The sequence below is a fragment of the Sinomonas sp. genome (assembly GCF_051955515.1).
GTDB lineage: Bacteria > Actinomycetota > Actinomycetes > Actinomycetales > Micrococcaceae > Sinomonas.
Map to the genome: position 1 here is coordinate 1 of NZ_JBQCGQ010000302.1, position 18115 is coordinate 18115.

Here is an 18115-nt window from a genome sequence, read left to right on the forward strand (position 1 = left end):
GACGGCGCGACGCCGAGCGCCGTCGTCGGCCTTCACTCCATGCGCCTTGGCGATGTTGGCGAACTGCTTCTCGAGGCGGAGCACCGGGTTGAGCGCGCTGAAGGGGTTCTGCGCGATGAAGCCGATGTCCTTGCCGCGGATAGCCCGCAATTCGCTTTCGCGGAGCTCGAGGAGGGGGCGGCCGGCAAACTCGACCGTGCCCGAAGCGACCCGTCCCGGCGGCACGAGGAGGCGGATCACGGAGCGGACCACCGTGGACTTGCCGGATCCGGACTCCCCGACGATGCCGACGACTTCGTTCTCCCCGACCTCGAATGAGATGCCGTGAAGGGCCTCGACCACTGCGGTCCGCGTCGCGAATTCAGTGACCAGATCATTGACCTTGAGGCTCATCGCGCCCGCTCCACTCGCTCGATCCGGCTCTCCAGGGCGCCCGCCAGGATATTGAGCGACCCGATGGCCAGCAGCATCGCCAGCGTCGGGTAGGCCGACGCCCACCAGTCGCCGCGGATGAGCATGCTGAACCCATCCGAGATCATGCCGCCCCAGCTTGGCTGCGGGGGTTTGGAGCCGACGCCGAGGAAGTTCAGCGCGGCAATCGTGCCGAGGGCGTTCGCCGCCGTCAGCGTGGCCTGCACCAAGACCACGCCGTACGCGTTGCGGAAGACGTGGTTGAACGCGACCCGCAGCGGGGAGCAGCCGATGGCGACGGCGGCCTCGACGTAGCGCGCGGACCGCAACGACAGCGCGGCGGCCCGGGAAAGCCGCACGAAGCGGGGCGCGGCGACGACCGCGATGGCGAACACGACGTCGAGCGCGCTGCCGCCCATGAGCTGGATGCCGACGACGGCGATCACGATGGTGGGGAGCGCGGCGAACGCGTCCACGACGCGCATCATGACGTCGCCTACGCGGCCGCTGGTCGCGAAGAGGCCGAGAGGGACGCCGACCACGAGCGCGAGGGCCGTCGCCGCGAGCGAGATCGGCAGGTCCAGCTTCGCGGCCTCGATCGTCCGGGAGAAGACGTCCATCCCGTTGCCGTCGGTGCCGAACCAGTAGGTGCCGTTCGGGGCGACGGCGATCGCGTTCGGGTTTGGCGTGAGCGGGCTGTGCGGGTACGGCATCACGAGCGCGAGGAGCGGGAGTCCGATGATGACCACCGCCGCCGCAACCGTCAGTGCATTGCTCGATCTTGAGAGCACGATGGCGCGCCCCCGCTGGGCCCATCCAGCGGCTCTTAGCCCAGGCGACGTTCCGGGAAGTCCTTGAACGGACATATGAGGCTCCTCGGTTATTCCTGAATCAAAGCGTCGTCACTTTATTGAAATCGCAACTCTAGTGCGTTCTGGTCTTTTCAGGGAGGGGGTTCAGTTTTTGCGGGAAGGCGACCGTTGACACGTCCTCCGGGCGTCTTCAATATAGTGATACACACCATACGTTGTTGAAGTAGATCTGGGAAGAGGAGCCACGAGGCATGTCCACGCTGAGCGAAGAAGTACCGATCACCACACCGCCGGCCGCAAAAGTGCGGTATCTCCTCCACGACGGCGAGCTCGTCGACTACGCCGACGCCCGGCTGCACGTCCTGAGCACCACACTCAAGTACGGCGTCGGGGTGTTCGAGGGCTTCCGGGCCTACTGGAGCGAGGACGAGCAGCAGCTCTACGCGTTCCGGGTGGGCGACCACATGCGGCGCCTCGTCGACTCGATGCGCGTCGTCGAAATCGATGGGCCGCAGGACGTCGACGCCCTCAGCGAGCAGCTCCTCGGGCTCGTCCGGGCGAACGGACTGCGCAGCAACCTCCACATGCGTGCCCAGGTCTTCGTCGACTCGAGCGACGGCAAGCCCGAGGACACAGGGCCCGCCACCGTCTTCATGGCCGCCATCCCGATGGGCAACTACTTCGCCGCCACGGGCCTGGACATGCAGATCAGCAGCTGGGCGCGCCTCTCCGACCGGTCGATGCCGCCCCGCATCAAGTCCATCGCCAATTACCAGAACGGGCGGCTCGCGATGCTCGAGGCCCGGCGGAACGGCTACGACGCCGCGCTCCTCATGACCGAGTCGGGCCACGTCGCCGAGGGGGCCGGCTACAACGTGTTCATGGTCCGCAAGGGCAGGCTCTGCACTCCGCCGACGACGGACAGCATCCTCGAGGGCATCACCCGGGACAGCGTCCTGCACCTCGCGCGCACCGAGCTCGGCCTCGACGTGGACATCCGCCCGATCGACCGCACCGAACTCTATTCCGCGGACGAGGTGTTCGTATGCGGGAGCGCCGCCGAGGTCAACCACGTCAAGTCGGTGGACCGGACGCCCATCGGCTCGGGCGTGCCGGGCGAGATCACCGGGAAGCTCCAGCGGCTGTACCTCGACGCCGTCGTCGGGCGCGTCGCAGCCGACCAGGGCTGGGCGCAGCCGGTCTATCCGCGATGAACCGCACGCTCAGCCATCCGTCGTCGCCGCGCGCGGGCTTCGCTTCTGTCGGATTCGAGCACACCTCGGCGGTGTTTACTGCGCTCGCCGAGCCAGTCCTCGAGGTCGATCAGGGCGAGCAGTTCACCCTCGAGGCGCGCAGCCTTCTGACCGGCGGCTTCTTCGAGGCCGGCGAGTACGAGAAATGCGCGATCCCGGTGACCGGGCCCGTCGTCGTCCGTGGAGCGCGCCCGGGCGACGCGCTCCGCGTCGAGATCCACGACATCCGCATCGCGGACCGCGGCGCCATGGTGACGCTCCCAGGCCGTGGTGGCTTCGGCGAGCCGCTCGAGCGCTTCGGGCACGTCGTGGAGATCGACGATGGCGCGGTCCACTTCGCCGAGGGGGTCACCATTCCGGTGCGCCCCATGGTGGGCAAGCTCGGCGTGGCGCCGGCCGACGGCGAGCCGAGCTCGAGCACCGTCGGCCCCTACGGCGGCAACATGGATTGCAACGATGTGACGGCGGGCTCCGCCGTCGTCCTCCCCGTCGAGGTGCCGGGCGCGCTGCTGTTCGCCGGCGACCTCCACGCCGCCCAGGGCGACGGCGAATGCTCGCTCACCGGCGTCGAGGTCGAAGGTGCCGTGACGCTCTCCTGCCGAGTGGTGCCGGGCGTTTCGATCCGTCGGCCCGCAATCCTCTCCGACGGCCGGGTGATCACCCTGGGCGACGGCGATGATCTGGACCAGGCGGCGAAGGCGGCCCTCGATGACATGCTCCAGCTCGTCGTCGCCGATCGTGGGTGGCCGCGGGAGAAGGCGGCCATGCTGCTCAGCGCGGCGGCCGACGTCGCCGTCTCGCAGCTCGTCAACGCGCGCGCCTCGGTGAAGGTGAGCCTGGCAGACCGGTACTTCTCACGAATCCCTTTCTAACCTTGGAGGCTCCCTTGCTCGACCTTCTCCTCACCAACGGCCTCGTCGTGACCCCCTCGGGGCCCCGCCGTCTCGATGTGGGCATCGCCAACGGCACGATTGTCTCGCTGACCGCCCCCGAGTTCGGCACGTCGGCGGAAGCCCGCCGCACGATCGACGTGCGCGGCCAGCTCGTGGTGCCGGGCGGCGTCGACCCCCATGTCCATACCAACAGCGTCCTGCCGACCGCCGCCGAGAGCGGCATCAAGTGCTTCGGCCCGGACCGCGTGAGCGAGGGGGCCATCTACGGCGGGACCACCACCCTCGTCGACTTCGCCCACTGGCAGCCCGGGGACGAACTGTCCCAGTCGTTTGCCCGGAAGTCCGCCGAGTGGGCCGGCAGCACCTACACCGACTACGCCCTCCACGGGACGTTCAAGGAGCCCGAGATCCCGTTCGAGGTGCTCGAGCAGATCCCGGACGCCGTCGCCGCCGGACACGGGAGCTACAAGGTCTGGATGACCAACACGACCCCGACCCGGCCGCGGCAGAAGACCGATCTGGGCAACATGTGGGGCCTGATGGAGCAGACCGCGGCGGCAGGCGCCATGCTCGCGATCCATGCCGAGGACGACGACATCGTCATGTACTCGTACAAGCGGCTCCAGCGCGCGGGCAAGATCGGCCTCGAGTACATGTCCCACGCGCACAACAACCTCTCGGAGAAGCTCTCGTTCCAGCGCGCGATCACGCTCGCCGAGCACGTGGGTGCGGCGATCTACATCATGCACGTGAGCGCTCGCGAGGGCGTCGACGCCATCCGCGAGGCGCGCGGACGCGGATTGCCGGTGTACGGCGAGGTGCTGCCGCACTACGCGCACTTCACCGCCGACGACTACCGGCAGGAGAACGGCGCGATCTACCACACCTACCCGTCCCTCAAGTCGGCCGACGACCGCGACTCCATGTGGGACGCGCTCCTCGAGGGCGCGCTCAGCACGCTCGCGACCGACGGCGTGTGTACGGACCTCGACGTCAAGACGCGCGGGAAGACCATCCTCGACGCGACCGGGGGCCATGCCGGGGTCGAGATGCGGATGGCCGTCGCGTACACCGAGGGGGTGGCGAAGCGGGGGCTCGACCTCACGCGGTTCGTGGACCTCACCTCGGCGAACGCCGCGAAGATCCTGGGCCTGTATCCGCGGAAGGGCGCGATCGCGATTGGAAGCGACGCCGACCTCGCCGTCCTGGATACGACCGAGGCACGCGTCGTGACCTCCAGCGATCTGCACGAGGCCGACTACACGCCGTGGGAGGGCTACGAGGTCGCAGCCTGGGCAACGATGACGGTATTGCGCGGGCAGGTCGTCGTCGAGGACCGCGAGCTCAAGACCGGTCCGCTCGGGACGCTGCAGGAGCAGCGCGTCTCAGCCGATGTCAGGAGCCGCCCCGCCTGCTGACGACCCCCAGCCACCCCCATTTCGGGTGCACCAACTCCCCCTCAAACAGCGTTTCGGGTACGCATCATCTGTACCCGAAACCAGACCAGCGGCGCGAGCACCACCAGCACGCCGACCCCGGAGCCGATGGCCGTGTCGATGAACCGGTCATGCAGCAGGGCGCCGGGGTCGGTGTGCGCCACGAGGAGCGTCGAGAGCAGCGCGAGCGGTGCCACGAACACCTGCGCGAGGAAGTACTGCCGCGCAATGAGCATCTCCACCACGAACTGGCACAGCCCGATGAGCACCACCATGATCCAGGGATCCGGACGCAGCGCCGCGATCCCCGCGAGCAGCGCGAGGCCGACGACGGTCCCCAGCACACGCTGGAGGCCGCGGCTTACCCGGTGGCGGGTCGAGTGGCCCACGAGCGGGACCACGGCGGCGACGATCGCCCAGTAGTTGTGCCCGAAGCCGAGCGCCTGGCCGACAGCCGTAGCTGCCGCCCCGGCGACGGCCGACGCGACGAAGTACCCGATGGATTCGAGCCACAGCACGCGGCGCTCCGTCGGGCCGAGGCGCACCCGCCATGCCGCGCGCACCTGCTGCCAGCTGAGCGAGGTCCGGCGCGCGGGATGAACGCGCGACGCGAGGCCGATCGCGAGGCACAGGAGAGACGTCGCGACGGCGGTCACCGCCGCGTCCAGGAGCGGCGGCTGGTGAGGCAGGGAGGCAATCGCCGCGAAGGCGAAGATGTGGAACAGCGAGCCCGCCGGCCGGAGCCTCCAGTACCCGACAGCAACGCTGCACCCCCACGCCACGAGCGTGGTCCCCGCGACGATCCCCCACGGACCGAGCACCCCGCCGGGGCTGAGCCGGGCTGAGATGGTGGCCGCGAGGATGACGCCGATCATGAGCAGGCCTGCTCGCGTCTGCGCCACCACGCGGACTCGATGCGGCTCGTTCCGCCCGTAGATCCCCGTGAACGCGGCGAAGTTCGCGAAGATCGCGAGGTCGAGCCGATGGGTGATCGTGAGCGTCAGGAGCGGGATGAACAGGCCCGCCGCCGCGCGCAGCGCCGCGTGATGGTCGTTCTTCGCGGGGCCGATGCTGAATAGCAGCTCATGGAGAAAACGGCCGACGACGGCGAGCGGCCCGCGCTGGCGAGCTGCGCCGTCGTTCGCTCTTGCCGGAGTGCCCGAAACCCTGGGACCCGTCATTCGGCCCTTACTCCGCTGCGGCGAGCTGGCCGCAGGCGCCGTCGATCTCCTTGCCGCGGGTGTCGCGGAGCGTCGTCGGGATGCCGGCCGCGCGGAGGGTCTCGACGAACTCGTCCTGGACCTCAGGCTCGGACGAGGTCCAGATCGACCCGGGAGTGGGGTTGAGCGGGATCGGGTTGACGTGGACCCAACCGCGGCCGCGCTTGTTGAGCTTCTTCGCGAGGAGCGCGGCCCGCCACGCGTGATCGTTCATGTCCTTGATGAGCGCGTACTCGATGCTCACGCGGCGGCCCGTCTTGCGGAAGTAGTCGTACGCCGCATCGATGGCCTCGTCGACCTTCCAGCGGTTGTTGACGGGGATGAGCTCGTCGCGGAGCTCGTCGTCGGGCGCGTGGAGGGACAGCGCGAAGGTGACGGGAAGCTCCTCGTCGGCGAGCTTGCGGATCGCGGGGACGAGGCCGACCGTCGAGAGCGTGATGTTGCGCGCCGACATGCCCAGCCCCTCGGGCGAGGGATCGACGAAGCGGTGGACGGCGGCCATGACGCGCTTGTAGTTCGCGAGCGGTTCGCCCATGCCCATGAAGACGATGTTGGTGACTCGCTCATCGGCGTGCTCGGCCACCCCCAGCTCCCCCGCTGCAACCACCCGGTTCGCCGCGACGACCTGATCGACGATTTCCGCCGTCGACATGTTGCGCGTGAGGCCCGCCTGGCCGGTCGCGCAGAAGGGGCAGTTCATGCCGCAGCCCGCCTGGGACGACACGCACAGCGTGATGCGGCCGGGGTAGCGCATGAGGACGGACTCCACGAGAGCCCCGTCGAAGAGGCGCCAGAGGAACTTGATGGTGTTGCCGTCGTCGGTGCGCAGGCGGCGGACCTCGGTGAGCAGCGGCGGGAACATCGCCTCGACGAGCTCCTCGCGGCCGGCCTTCGGCAGGTCGCTCATGCGCTCGGGTTCCGTGGTCCAGTGCTGGAAGTAATGCGCGCTGAGCTGCTTTGCCCGGAACGCGGGGAGGCCGAGTTCCTTGAGCTTCGCCTGGCGCTCCGCGAGCGTCAGGTCCGCGAGGTGCTGCGGCGGCTGCTTCACTCGCGGGGACGCGAACTGGAGCAGCGGGCGGCCCTCCGGGGTGCGCTGCTGCTCCCAGCCTTCTGCTGCAGGGCGCACCTGGGGGCGCGCCTCACGATCGGCAGGGGTGGTGTCCGGGGTTCGCGTGGGGGAAGTCATCCTGTCCATCATCCCACGCGGGTTTTCGTGATTCCCAATCGGGGCACTATGATTCCCCTCTCCCACCCCCCGTTTCGGGTACAGATACTGCACCCCTCCCTCTTTGCCAAGCTGGTTGTGAGTCAGTTCCCGGTCCGCGAAGGAGTAGAGGGTGTCGATCATTCTGGGCAGGACGGTGGAGGAGGTCCGTGAGCTCGTCCACGAGTACGAGCTGGTTCGGCACGGGCACAAGGGCGCGTGGCTGGCGGGGCGGGGCCTGAAGGCGGACTGGATCCGGCGGTGGCGGAATGCAGTGTACGAGGGCGACCTCGACCGGGGCCTCATCCCGCGGGAAGGTAGTCCTATGACTGTTCCACCGCGTCGGCGGACCGCACTGGAGAAGGCTCGCGCAGCCGAGCGGGCCGCGCAGGAGGCAGAGCTGGCGAAGCTGAACGCTCGCGTCCGCGAGCTCGAGGAGACCAACGCCGCCCTGGGAAAAGCTATCGGGCTCTTGCACGCGATGAACGAGCAAGGGCCCGGGACCGGCCCGACGAGGACCGATCCGTCCGGTTCCTGAACGCGGAGGACGACCTCGTCGCCGCGCTCACCCGCTCGACAGGCTCCCAGCGCCAGGCCCTGGCAATCTCCGGGATCTCACGCTCGACGTGGCACTACCGGCACAGCCCCCGCCCCCGGGCGCCCGAACCGATCCATCAGAGGGACAGGGCCTACCCGTCGAGGATCGGCGCCGCCGACCGGGCCGCGGTCGCGGCCAGAGTCACAGCCGCCTGGGAGCAGGGCAACTCCGTGGACCACGCGTTCGCCGCCGCGTGGGACGAGGGCATGATGCTCGCCTCGCGCCGCTCCTGGTGGCGCATCGCGGCCGGCATCCAGGACCAGGGCGCGCGCCCGACGATTCCGGCCACGGGCAGCCGCGGGACCGGCGCCCGCCAGGCCCCGGTCCACGAGGCCACCGGCCCCGGGCAGGTGTGGAGCTGGGACATCACCGACCTGCGCTCGCCCTGGCGCGGGAAGGCGTACAAGGCCTACTCCATCATCGACATCTACTCCCGCATGATCGTGGGCTGGCGCGTGGAGGAACGCGAGGCCGACCACCTCGCCGTGGAGATGTTCGAAGCCGCCTTCGCCCGCCACGGCCGCCCCCGGGCAGTGCACGCCGACTCGGGCCCCGCGATGCGCTCCAACCTGCTTGCGGACCTCCTCGAACGGCACGGGATCGAAAGGACGCACAACCGCCCCCGCGTCTCCAACGACAACCCCTTCTCCGAGTCGGAGTTCCGCACCATGAAGTACCGGCCCAACTACCCCGCGACCTTCCAGGACCTCCCCGCAGCGCGCGCCTGGGTCAGCGAATACGTCCCCTGGTACAACACCCGCCACCGCCACTCCGGGATCGCCCTCTTCGCCCCCGCCAACGTCCACGACGGGAGCTGGCGCGAGCAATGGGCCCGACGCGACCAAGCGAACCAGGCGTACCACGACGCCCACCCCGAACGCTTCCACCGCCGGCCCCAGACCCCCGCCCCGCCAGGTACCGTCGGCATCAACCTCACCGACCCACCCCAACAAACAGCCCCGAACCGACTCCAAGCAGCTTGACAGCGACCGCCTCAGGCGTTTCGGGTACACAAACTCACGGGTGGACGCCCTCAAAGAGGCAGTATCTGCACCCGGAAGGGCCAAACAGAGGCAGTATCTGCACCCGGAACGGTTAGGGGTGGGGGGCGGACGAGGTTTGGGCTTGGGCCTTGGCCGGGGCCTGGGCCTGAGACGGCTGCGCGGCCTGCTCCACGTAGAGCCGCGCGTACGCTCCCCCGAGTGCCAGGAGCTCGGAGTGCGTTCCGTTCTCGACGATCCGGCCCCCATCCACAACGTAGATCACATCGGCGCCGACGACGGTCGAGAGCCGGTGCGCGATCGCGATGGTCGTGCGGCCGTGGGACGCCGCGTCGAGCGCCTTCTGGACCACCCGCTCCGAGATCGTGTCGAGCGAGCTCGTCGCCTCGTCGAGGACCAGCACCTCGGGGTCCTTGAGCAGCACCCGCGCAATGGCGATGCGCTGCTTTTCCCCGCCGGAGAGTCGGTAGCCGCGCTCCCCGACCACGGTGTCATACCCGTCCGGAAAAGCCATGATCGTCTCGTGGATATTCGCCGACCGGGCGGCAGCTTCGAGCTCGGCCTGCGTCGCGTCGACCTTCGCGTAGCGGAGGTTCTCCGCGATCGTCGCGTGGAACAGGTACGTCTCCTGGCTCACCACGCCGATGTGGCTCATGAGCGACTCGCGCTCAATCTCGCGCACATCCCGTCCAGCGAACCTCACCGTCCCCGAACTTGCCTCGTAGAAGCGCGGGATGAGATAGGAGACCGTCGTCTTGCCCGCGCCGCTCGGCCCCACGAAGGCGGCGAACTGCCCGCGCTCCACGCGGAACGAGACGTCCTGAAGAGTGGCCCGCTCCTCGCCGCGCGCATCCGGGTAGCGGAAGGTCACGCCGTCGAACTCCACCTCGCCAAGCCGCGGTGAACCGGCGGGAAGGGGCACAGCGCCCGGGGCATCGGTGATCGCGGGGCGAAGGTCGAGGTATTCGAAGATGCGCGCGAACAGCGCGCCCGATGTCTGAAGGTCCAGGGCCACGCGCATGATCGCGATGAGCGGGAAGAGGAGCCGCGCCTGGACCGTAGTGAAGGCGACAATCGTGCCGGCCGTGATGCTGACGGTGCCCCCGGCCAGAAGGATCCCCGACACGAGGTACACGAGCGCCGGGATCGAGGACAGGAAGATGCTCACGAGCGCGAAGAAGTACTGCCCGCTCATCGTCTGCCGCACCTGCAGTCCCACGAGATTCTTGTTCTCCGCCGAATACCGCTCAATCTCGTCCGGCTGGCGGTTGAAGCTCTTGGACAGCAGGATGCCGGACACGCTGAGCGACTCCTGCGTAATCGCCGTCATGTCCGAGAGCGATTCCTGCGTCTTCGTGGCAATCCGCGCGCGCACTTGGCCCACTCTCCGCTGCGCGATCACCAGGAACGGCATGAGGACGACGGCGATGACCGTCAGCTGCCAATTCAGCGCGACCATGGCGACGAAGGCCGCCATGACGGTCACGATGTTCCCCACGACTCCCGACACCGTATTGGACAGCACATTGGCCACCCCTCCGACGTCGTTCTGGAGCCGGGACTGGATCACGCCCGTCTTCGTGCGGGTGAAGAAGCTCAGCTCCATGGACTGGAGATGGCTGAACAGCCGTACGCGGAGCGCGCCCATCACGGAGTTGCCCACCGTCGACGTCAGGTAGGTCTGCCACACCCCCAGGAGCGCGGACACGACGTAGACCGCCACCATGAGGCCCACCAGCTCAACCAACCGCGGGACGTCCGGATGACCAGCGCGAGGGAAGAGGCCGTCGTCGAACGTCCTCTGAGTGAGCAGCGGCGGGGCCACAGAGAGCGCGGCCCCGATCAACACCAGGACAACGGTGAGCGCGAGCGAGCCACGATGTGGCTTGAAGAGTTCCGCGATGCGCCGGAGCAGGTGCGGGATGCGCGGTGCCTCGGCGTTGAGCTTCTTCTGCAGCGCCACGTCCCCGCCGGAGATGCGACCGCCGCGCCCGACGACGGGCGGTCGCCCGGGTGCCATCTGGGCCATGGGCCTCCTTCGGGACGTGTTGGTGCTTTGCCTACTGACTGATAATGCGGCCTACTGACTGATAGTGCGCCTATTCCGCGAGGATGAGGTAGAGCGCCTTGCGCGCCTCGTCCAGGGTGGCGGCGGCCTTGACGCGCTGCTCGTCGGTCGCGGCGATGCGGAACTGGTGGAGTACGCCCATGAATTTCTTGGCGCTCTCGACGAGCGCGTCCGAGGCCTCGCTGCGTCCCGACGCCGCCTCCCAGGCCCGCTGAAGCTCCTCGGCATGGTCGGCGACATAGGCGCGCCCTGCCTCGGTCAGCCTGTATTCCGTGCGCTTGCCCTCGCCAGCCTGCTCCACGAGCTCTTCGTCGACGAGCTGCTGAAGGGTGGGGTAGACCGAACCCGGGCTGGGCCGCCACTCCCCGTTGGTCTTCTCCGCGGCTGCCTGGATGATGCCGTAGCCCGTAGACGGAGCCTCGGACAACAGCGACAGGATCATCGCCCGGATGTCTCCACGGCTGGCCCGGCGTCCCCCGCGCGGTCCGAAGCCCGGCGGGAAGTCGCGGCCTGGACCGAAGCCGGGTCCGAAGCCACGGCCAAATCCGCGGCCGAATCCCGGCCCGAAGCCGCCGGGGCCGAATCCTCCGGATCCGCCCGGCCCGCCCGGCCCGAAGCCGCGGCCTTCGTGATGGTGATGTTCTGGATGCCCGTGCATGGCGTCCTCCTGGGATCGATAGCCAACCGGCCTCGATTCGAGCGCCGGTAATTAACGATATATCGCTGACTGTCGAAGAACAAGAGAAAAGAAGAGGCCCCGCACGCCGGAGCATGCGGGGCCTCGAAGGCTGAAGGTCAGGGCTTCCGCACCCTGTGCCGACTCACGATGGAGACGCGATTGAACGTGTTCATGGTCGACGCCGCCCAGCACAGGGCCGCGTAGGCCTGGTCGCCAAGGACAAACCGCGCCGACTCGAGCGACGCGACCCGCTCATCCTCGTCGGGCAGGAGCGTCACGGCCTCGGCGATCGTGAGTGCGGCTTCCTCCTCCTCCGTGAAGATCGACGTCTCCCTCCACGCCGTCAGCACCCGCAGCTTCACCGGGGCGACGCCCGCCTCCTCCGCGAGGCGGATGTGGAGGTCCAGACAATAGGCGCATCCGTTCAGCTGGGAGATGCGCACATTCGCGAGTTCGACGACGTCCCGCCCCACCCCTGCCGCCGCCGTCGCCTCGCGCACGGCCGCCGCCAGCGCATTGAGCGCCTTCCACGAGGCCGGGTCGGCTTTGTCGAGATAGAAGGACGTGCGGGTGCTGGCTGCGTCGGTCATAGTCGCATCCTTTCACTGCCCCGCCAGCTTGCGCCGTCAGATCCGCAGGGTCCTCCCCGGTTGCGCCGTCAGATCCGCAGGGTCCCAAAGGGAGAAGGTGAGCCCTCACCCAGCAAAGGTGACGGCGCAACAGGAGAGGCCCCCGCCGGAACGGGGCCCCTCGCGGCTGGCGCAAGCGGTCTACTTCCCCTGCCACCCCGTGTAGCACTCGGCGATGTACGCGCGGCCGTGCTCCGATTCGAGGAGCGACCGCAGCTCGCCGAGCTGACGCGCCCGGAAGAACGCGTGGTTGTCCTCGCCGGGAACGGTGTGCAGCAGGGTCGTCATCCAGTAGGAGAAGTACTGGGCCTTCCACACGCGGTCGAGCGCTCGGTCCGAATAAGTGTCGATGAGCGCGGAGGAACCGGTCTTGAAGTACGAGTCGAGGCTCTCGAACAGGAGCTTCACGTCGTGCAGGGCGAGGTTGAGGCCTTTCGCGCCGGTGGGCGGAACGGTGTGCGCGGCGTCGCCGGCGAGGAAGAGGTTCCCGTGGCGCATCGGCGTGTGAACAAACGAGCGGAACGGCAGGACGACTTTGTCCGTGATCGGCCCCTCCTTGAGCGCGAAGCCGTTGCCGTTCACGCGCAGCCGCAGCTGCTCCCAGATCTGCTCGTCGGTCCAATCGGCCGGGTTGGTCTTGGGGTCGCATTGGAAGTACATGCGCTGCATCGTGTCGGTGCGCTGGCTGATGAGCGCGAAGCCGTGCGCGGAGTTCGCGTAGATCAGCTCGGGCGCACTGCGCGGGGCGTCGGTGAGGATGCCGAACCACGCGAACGGGTACTCGTTGAAGTACCACGTCCGCTCCGCCTCGGGAATCTGGAAGCGGCAGTGCGAGCGCGAGCCGTCCGCGCCCACCAGGATCTCGGCCTCGATCTCCCAGTCCTGGCCGTCGACGTCGCGGAAGCGCACCTTCGGGCGACCCAGGAGGTCGGACACTTCCGTGTCGGAGCACGAGTAGCGGATGTCGCCTCCGTCGGCCGCGCGCTGGGCGGCAAGGTCGTCGAACACGTCGTTCTGTGGGTACAGCCACACGGACTGGCCGGTGAGCCCCTTGAAGTCGATGCGGTGGCCCTCGCCGTTGACGCGGAACTCGGTACCCTCATGCTCGTGCCCGTTGCGGAGCACGTTGTCGACGCCAGAGTCGACCAGAAGGTCCACCGAGCCCGCCTCGAGAATGCCCGCGCGGATGGTGTGGGAGATCGCCTCGCGGCTGCGGATCTCCACAACGGTGCTTTCAATGCCGGCCTTGTAGAGAAGATGGGACAGCATGAGCCCGGCGGGGCCAGCACCCATGATGGCCACCTGGGTCTTGTGAGTTTTGCGTTCGCTCATGCCTCGAGTGTGCGCCGAATCACGACGACGGCGACATGTGCTTTCCGTTCAACGGAACCTATGACGCGGAGGTGCCTCCGAGCTGCCGCCCGATTCCCAGGGCGGCGGTCCGGAGCGCCGGCACGATCTGGTGGATTCGCACCTCGGCAAGGGGAACGACGACGCCGATCGCCGCAACCGTGCGACGCTGACGGTACTCGATGGGCACCGCGATGCCCCACGTGTCGGGGTCGACGACCCCCGCGAGCTCCGCGTAGCCGCGCTCCGACGCCGTGGCGAGCAGCCGCCGGACATGGTCTGCGTCGACCTTGCCCGTGGGGTCCCGGAAGCGTCCGAGGTACGAGTTCTGCACCGAACGCGGCTGGCCGGACATGAGCGCAACGCCCGCGGACGAGACGTGCACGGGCATCCGCCCGGCGACCTTCGCCCGGTTGGCCACCGACCCACGGCGCGATAGCCGCTCGACGAAGAGGACGTCGTCGCCCTGGAGGACCGCGAGGTTGACGTTCTGATTGAGCACCTGATGGATGTCGTCCATGAACGGCAGGGCGGCCTGCCGCAGGAGCAGGATGGGCGAGTTGCGGTTGACGAGCTCCCACAGCCGCAGCCCGAGTTGGACCTTCCCTCCCGGCGCCTGCTCGAGGAGCCGGTGCTCGGCCAGCTGGCCGACGAGACGGTGGGCGCTCGTGAGCGGAAGCCCCGAGCGGTCGGCCAGTTCGGTCAGCGGAAGCGAGGCAACGCCCTCGGGAAACGCCTCGAGAATGCGGACAACGCGGTCAATCACCGAGTCGCCGGAGGAGGAATTCGCCATACGACCTCGAATTCTGTTGAACGGAAGCTTGGAATTACCTTGCCTTTCCATGACGCTGTCCCGCAACATGCCCTTTCCGTTGCGGCCCTGTTCGGCGAGACTGGTCCTGTCCGTTCGTTCATTCGAGATTTGACAGCAAGGTCCCCTCGGGGGCCGCCCCAGTGAAGCAGCCCGCAGGGAACTGTTGCAGGTCCACACCGCGCTCGCGCGGCCGATCCCGTTGCCCAGACCCGTGCCGTCCGTTCCGGCCCTGCTCTGGCAGAGGAATCGATGCCTTCACCGGAGGTTGTCCCATGCCCGACCGTCTACCCCGCCGACTCAATGGCCTCTTGAAAGAGTTCGTCTCGAGGGCCGAGGAACTCATGCGGCTCCAGGAGCACATGAACGGCCTGCTGGCGGCCGTCATCTCCATCGCCGAAGATCTGACCCTCCAATCCGTGCTCGAGCGCGTGGTCCAATCGGCGCGCGAGCTGGTGGGAGCGCGCTACAGCGCTCTCGCTGTGATCAGCGAGGATGCCACCCTGAGCGATTTCGTGGCTTCCGGGGTCGACGACGATGCCCAGCTTCTCGGGTCCCTCCCCATGGATGACGGCGTCCTCGCCGAACTGATCCGCGACCCCAAACCGCTCCGGCTCCACAATCTGCATGAGCACCTGGCCGCCGAGGGGATCCCGGAGGATCACCCCGCGACCACCACGTTCCTCGGCGTTCCCATCCGCGTCCGCGAGGCCGTCTTCGGAAACCTCTTCCTCATGGGGAAGGACGACGGCGAGGACTTCACCGTGGAGGACGAGGAGCTGGCCGCCGCCTTCGCCGCGGCCGCAGGGGTGGCCATCCAGAACGCACGGCTGTTCGAGGAGAGCCGCCGCCGCCAGCGGTGGCTCGAAGCCGGACTGGAGGCCAGCACCCAGCTGATCACCCGCGGAAGCCTCCCGTCCGCAAACCTTGTCCCGTTCGAGGACCTCGACGCCTCGGAGGACCTCGATCTGGTGGCCGATCACGCCCTGCGCGCCTCAGACTCCGTGCTGGCCGTGATCGCGCGCGTCGAAGACGGCGAGCTCCAGATGCGGACCGCCATCGGTACACTCGCCCTCTCCGCCGGAGAGCAGATCGACTTCTCCCCCACATTGCAGAAGGTCGACGAGAGGGGCGGCCCGGTCATCATCCCGGACGCGTCGGATGTCTTCGGCATCGAAGCGTCGGACAAACTCGGGTGCGTGCTCGCGGTGCCCCTCGGCCACAGCGCGGTCGGCAATCGCCTCCTGCTCCTTGCCCGGTCGGCCGGAACGGGACCCTACCCGCCGTCGGACCTTGATTCCTCCGCCGCCTTCGGCTCCCACGTGGGACTCGCGCTCGACCTGAACCGCGCCAACAGGCAGCGGGAGGAGGCTCTCCTCTCCTTCGACCGCGACCGGATCGCCCAGGACTTGCACGACCTCGTCATCCAGCGGCTGTTCGCCGCGGGGCTGAGCGTCCAGAACCTCCGCCGCTTCGTGACGGACCCCACCGCGGAGGCGCGGATCAACAAGGTGACCGAGGAGCTTGACGAGACGATCCGCGAGCTCCGGAACACCATCTACTCGCTGCGCACGGAGGAGAATGCAGAGGAGTCCTTCTCCCGGACTTTCCTCAACACCGTTCAAGAACGTCTGCACAGCACGGGGATCAAGCCGCGGATCAGCGTGAGCGGAAACCTCGACGAGATCCCGTCGCCCATCGCCCGGCAACTCGTCGCCGTCGTCACGGAAGCCCTCAGCAACGTTGTGCGGCACTCGGGGGCGCGCACCGTGAGCGTCGACCTGAGCCATGAGGACGGCATCGTGGAACTCGTCGTCGAAGACGACGGACGGGGGTTCGAAGCACCCACCCGGACCAGCGGGCTCGCCAACATCGAACATCGCGCGTTCGTGCTCAACGGAACGAGTGAAGTGGTGAGCGCACCGGGCCGCGGCACCACGATCAGGTGGAAGGTGCCGCTCCCGACGATCTCATAGCTGCCGACACTGATGGCTGCCGACACTGATAGCTGCCGGCGAGAACGGGATCAGTGCATCTGGCCCGCCTGCGCCAGATAGAGCGCGGCCTGCGTCCTGCGCTCGAACCCGAGCTTCGCCAGCAGCGACGAGACGTAGTTCTTGACCGTCTTCTCCGCGAGGAACAGCTCCTCACCGATCTGCCGGTTCGTCAGCCCTTGGCCGATGAGGTGCAGCACACGGCGCTCTTGGGGGCTGAGGGTGTCGAGGAGAGGATCGGACACGTCCTCATGGGTCAGGCCGCTCACGACCGACTCCTTGATGCCCGGTGCGAAGAGCGATTCACCGGCCGCAGCCCGGCGGATGGCATTCGCCAAATCGTGGTTGCGGATTTGCTTGAGCACGTAGCCGGAGGCCCCTGCGAGCACTGCGGCCCGCATCGCCTGCTCGTCGTCGTAGCTCGTCAGGATGAGGCAGCGGATGTGCGGGTCGACCGAACGCACCTCGCGGCACACCTCGATGCCCGTGCCGTCGGCGAGGCGGCCGTCGAGCACAGCCACGTGCGGTTTGAGGGCGGGGATTCGCCGGGCGGCCTCGTGCGCCGACTCGCTTTCCCCGACAATCTCCATGCCCTCATGCTCGAGAAGGTCCCTCAAGCCCTGCCTGACCAGTTCATGGTCGTCCAGGATGAAGACCCGGATTCCCTCGCCGACAGCTTCCATGTACTCCCGCACCTCGCTTCTCCCCCCAGCCCACCAGAGCAACAAACTCCCATTCTGGGTCCCCACTGTGAGCCTCCGATAGGGACCAAAGTCAGCGGTCACCCCAGTTCCCCCGCAGTGGTGTGCGTCACATGAAACTCTGCAAACGAGATAGGGACTTTTAGCCCTATAGGTCCCGGACCTGATTTCGAGATCCTGTTGGAGGTTTCCGATCGGGTCCTCAGAGTGCGAGGCCGAGGGAGCTGGATCCGCCGCTTCGAGAACCTGGAGCCTTCGCGGAAAGAGTTCGACGATGTACCCCTGAGGCTGCCCTGCCCAACGACGAGTCGGGGCAGTCGGGAAAGGAGCGGGAAAGATGTCCGCTGAACCGATGGCCCGTAACGACCGCAACGATTCTGCCCGCCGTGCAAGCATGGCGGCCCATCCTTCGAACCACATGCCCAAGGGCCCTGCGCCCCTTCACTCCCCGGGGCCGCATGCGCGAGAACCTCGCGAGGACGACGTGGTCCCGCGCTGGGAACGCCTCCGTCTTGTGCTCGTGCAGCAGGGCCTGACCGACGAGGAAGCACGAACTGAGGTCGTCCGCATCGGTGCGCTCGAGGTGTGGGACGGCTTCGCCTCGGAGTTGCGCGAGCACCGCAGGGCGGGCCGCCAAGATGAAGCCAACGCGGCCGCCGTCGGACTCCGCTCGATGCAGGGAGCGACCCTGCCGATCCTCCGGCACCCAGGCGATGTCGTCGTCGCCCGCTCTGCCCTGAATCGCGCCAGGCATCGGCTCCGCCACAATGGCGTGCTCCTCGGCCGTCTGCAGGACAGGCCGGATCCCCTCCGCCGCGCAGAGCGGGCCTTTGGGATCCTCGAAGCTTTCCTCGGGCTCGCCTGAAGACAGACCGCCCGCGGGTCGACAATGGCGACGCCCCGCGGGCTTAAACACCACGACGCCCCACGCAATTGTCGGGGGGTGTGGGGGGGGGGGGGGGGGCCCCCCCCCCAAGCCGGCCAAAAGCGGGGGCGCGGGGGAGGGAGGGTGGGAGGGCGCGGGGCGGGCCCGGGGCCGCCGGGGGTGGCGCGGC

Annotated in this window: 17 protein-coding genes; 7 read left to right on the top strand and 10 right to left on the bottom strand. The window is 68.1% G+C overall.

The window, feature by feature from the left end:
* Both ACTHL9_RS18065 and ACTHL9_RS18070 read right to left on the bottom strand, forming a co-directional pair.
* Positions 1 to 393, bottom strand: a 393-nt coding sequence (locus ACTHL9_RS18065) for an ATP-binding cassette domain-containing protein (protein WP_440520652.1), incomplete at its 3' end; no start/stop codon positions are given.
* On the bottom strand, positions 390 to 1277 hold the full coding sequence (locus ACTHL9_RS18070; protein ID WP_440520653.1) for an ABC transporter permease: 888 nt from the start codon (positions 1275 to 1277) through the stop codon (positions 390 to 392). The genes ACTHL9_RS18070 and ACTHL9_RS18065, both read right to left, overlap by 4 nt.
* A gap of 197 nt (positions 1278 to 1474) precedes the next feature.
* Between ACTHL9_RS18070 and ACTHL9_RS18075 the strand changes: the two genes are divergently transcribed.
* Genes ACTHL9_RS18075 through ACTHL9_RS18085 form a run of 3 tightly spaced genes read left to right on the top strand, consistent with a single transcriptional unit; the run spans position 1475 to position 4787 of the window.
* Positions 1475 to 2437, top strand: a complete 963-nt coding sequence (locus ACTHL9_RS18075; RefSeq protein WP_440520654.1) for a branched-chain amino acid transaminase — start codon at positions 1475 to 1477, stop codon at positions 2435 to 2437.
* On the top strand, positions 2434 to 3348 hold the full coding sequence (locus ACTHL9_RS18080; RefSeq protein WP_440520655.1) for an acetamidase/formamidase family protein: 915 nt from the start codon (positions 2434 to 2436) through the stop codon (positions 3346 to 3348). The genes ACTHL9_RS18075 and ACTHL9_RS18080 overlap by 4 nt, the downstream gene beginning before the upstream one ends.
* Positions 3349 to 3362: 14 nt before the next feature.
* Positions 3363 to 4787 (top strand): dihydroorotase, encoded by a 1425-nt coding sequence (locus ACTHL9_RS18085; RefSeq protein WP_440520656.1) that lies wholly within the window; start codon positions 3363 to 3365, stop codon positions 4785 to 4787.
* A gap of 41 nt (positions 4788 to 4828) precedes the next feature.
* Here the strand turns inward: ACTHL9_RS18085 and ACTHL9_RS18090 are convergent, their stop codons facing one another.
* Positions 4829 to 5986 (bottom strand): FUSC family protein, encoded by a 1158-nt coding sequence (locus ACTHL9_RS18090; RefSeq protein ID WP_440520657.1) that lies wholly within the window; start codon positions 5984 to 5986, stop codon positions 4829 to 4831.
* Between the two features lie 7 nt (positions 5987 to 5993).
* Positions 5994 to 7211 (bottom strand): 23S rRNA (adenine(2503)-C(2))-methyltransferase RlmN, encoded by a 1218-nt coding sequence (gene rlmN / locus ACTHL9_RS18095; protein ID WP_440406356.1) that lies wholly within the window; start codon positions 7209 to 7211, stop codon positions 5994 to 5996.
* Between the two features lie 151 nt (positions 7212 to 7362).
* On the opposite strand from rlmN, the gene ACTHL9_RS18100 reads away from it, so the two are divergent.
* Together ACTHL9_RS18100 and ACTHL9_RS18105 are read left to right on the top strand one after the other, a co-directional pair.
* On the top strand, positions 7363 to 7767 hold the full coding sequence (locus tag ACTHL9_RS18100; RefSeq protein ID WP_440406357.1) for a hypothetical protein: 405 nt from the start codon (positions 7363 to 7365) through the stop codon (positions 7765 to 7767).
* A 230-nt stretch (positions 7768 to 7997) separates the two neighbouring features.
* Positions 7998 to 8810, top strand: coding sequence for a transposase (locus tag ACTHL9_RS18105; protein ID WP_440520658.1), 813 nt, complete (start codon positions 7998 to 8000; stop codon positions 8808 to 8810).
* A 112-nt stretch (positions 8811 to 8922) separates the two neighbouring features.
* Here ACTHL9_RS18105 and ACTHL9_RS18110 read toward each other — a convergent pair whose 3' ends face one another.
* The 5 genes from ACTHL9_RS18110 to ACTHL9_RS18130 form a co-directional block, all read right to left on the bottom strand.
* Entirely contained in the window at positions 8923 to 10857 is a 1935-nt protein-coding gene (locus ACTHL9_RS18110) for an ABC transporter ATP-binding protein (protein WP_440520659.1), read from the bottom strand.
* A gap of 70 nt (positions 10858 to 10927) precedes the next feature.
* Positions 10928 to 11554 (bottom strand): PadR family transcriptional regulator, encoded by a 627-nt coding sequence (locus ACTHL9_RS18115; protein WP_440520660.1) that lies wholly within the window; start codon positions 11552 to 11554, stop codon positions 10928 to 10930.
* Positions 11555 to 11691: 137 nt separating this feature from the next.
* Positions 11692 to 12165 (bottom strand): carboxymuconolactone decarboxylase family protein, encoded by a 474-nt coding sequence (locus ACTHL9_RS18120; protein WP_440520661.1) that lies wholly within the window; start codon positions 12163 to 12165, stop codon positions 11692 to 11694.
* Between the two features lie 180 nt (positions 12166 to 12345).
* Positions 12346 to 13536, bottom strand: coding sequence for a 4-hydroxybenzoate 3-monooxygenase (locus ACTHL9_RS18125; RefSeq protein WP_440520662.1), 1191 nt, complete (start codon positions 13534 to 13536; stop codon positions 12346 to 12348).
* 58 nt (positions 13537 to 13594) lie between these two features.
* On the bottom strand, positions 13595 to 14347 hold the full coding sequence (locus tag ACTHL9_RS18130; protein ID WP_440520663.1) for an IclR family transcriptional regulator: 753 nt from the start codon (positions 14345 to 14347) through the stop codon (positions 13595 to 13597).
* Positions 14348 to 14640: 293 nt separating this feature from the next.
* Between ACTHL9_RS18130 and ACTHL9_RS18135 the strand changes: the two genes are divergently transcribed.
* Positions 14641 to 16341 carry a GAF domain-containing sensor histidine kinase gene (locus ACTHL9_RS18135; RefSeq protein WP_440520664.1) on the top strand — a complete coding sequence of 567 codons (1701 nt, stop codon included), beginning with the start codon at positions 14641 to 14643 and terminating at the stop codon, positions 16339 to 16341.
* A gap of 50 nt (positions 16342 to 16391) precedes the next feature.
* Here ACTHL9_RS18135 and ACTHL9_RS18140 read toward each other — a convergent pair whose 3' ends face one another.
* Positions 16392 to 17042 (bottom strand): response regulator, encoded by a 651-nt coding sequence (locus tag ACTHL9_RS18140; protein ID WP_440520665.1) that lies wholly within the window; start codon positions 17040 to 17042, stop codon positions 16392 to 16394.
* A 355-nt stretch (positions 17043 to 17397) separates the two neighbouring features.
* Here ACTHL9_RS18140 and ACTHL9_RS18145 point away from each other — a divergent pair, with 355 nt between their 5' ends.
* The gene (locus tag ACTHL9_RS18145; protein ID WP_440520666.1) at positions 17398 to 17925 is read left to right on the top strand and encodes a hypothetical protein; all 528 of its coding nucleotides are present in this window, start codon (positions 17398 to 17400) and stop codon (positions 17923 to 17925) included.
* Positions 17926 to 18115 lie beyond the last annotated feature (190 nt).

Coding starts and splice junctions, on each gene's coding strand:
- ACTHL9_RS18145 (WP_440520666.1), top strand. CDS start 17,398: ATGTCCGCTGAACCGATGGCCCGTAACGACCGCAACGATTCTGCCCGC.
- ACTHL9_RS18115 (WP_440520660.1), bottom strand. CDS start 11,554: ATGCACGGGCATCCAGAACATCACCATCACGAAGGCCGCGGCTTCGGG.
- ACTHL9_RS18080 (WP_440520655.1), top strand. CDS start 2,434: ATGAACCGCACGCTCAGCCATCCGTCGTCGCCGCGCGCGGGCTTCGCT.
- ACTHL9_RS18090 (WP_440520657.1), bottom strand. CDS start 5,986: ATGACGGGTCCCAGGGTTTCGGGCACTCCGGCAAGAGCGAACGACGGC.
- ACTHL9_RS18140 (WP_440520665.1), bottom strand. CDS start 17,042: ATGGAAGCTGTCGGCGAGGGAATCCGGGTCTTCATCCTGGACGACCAT.
- ACTHL9_RS18130 (WP_440520663.1), bottom strand. CDS start 14,347: ATGGCGAATTCCTCCTCCGGCGACTCGGTGATTGACCGCGTTGTCCGC.
- ACTHL9_RS18070 (WP_440520653.1), bottom strand. CDS start 1,277: ATGTCCGTTCAAGGACTTCCCGGAACGTCGCCTGGGCTAAGAGCCGCT.
- ACTHL9_RS18120 (WP_440520661.1), bottom strand. CDS start 12,165: ATGACCGACGCAGCCAGCACCCGCACGTCCTTCTATCTCGACAAAGCC.
- rlmN (WP_440406356.1), bottom strand. CDS start 7,211: ATGACTTCCCCCACGCGAACCCCGGACACCACCCCTGCCGATCGTGAG.
- ACTHL9_RS18110 (WP_440520659.1), bottom strand. CDS start 10,857: ATGGCCCAGATGGCACCCGGGCGACCGCCCGTCGTCGGGCGCGGCGGT.
- ACTHL9_RS18075 (WP_440520654.1), top strand. CDS start 1,475: ATGTCCACGCTGAGCGAAGAAGTACCGATCACCACACCGCCGGCCGCA.
- ACTHL9_RS18125 (WP_440520662.1), bottom strand. CDS start 13,536: ATGAGCGAACGCAAAACTCACAAGACCCAGGTGGCCATCATGGGTGCT.
- ACTHL9_RS18135 (WP_440520664.1), top strand. CDS start 14,641: ATGCCCGACCGTCTACCCCGCCGACTCAATGGCCTCTTGAAAGAGTTC.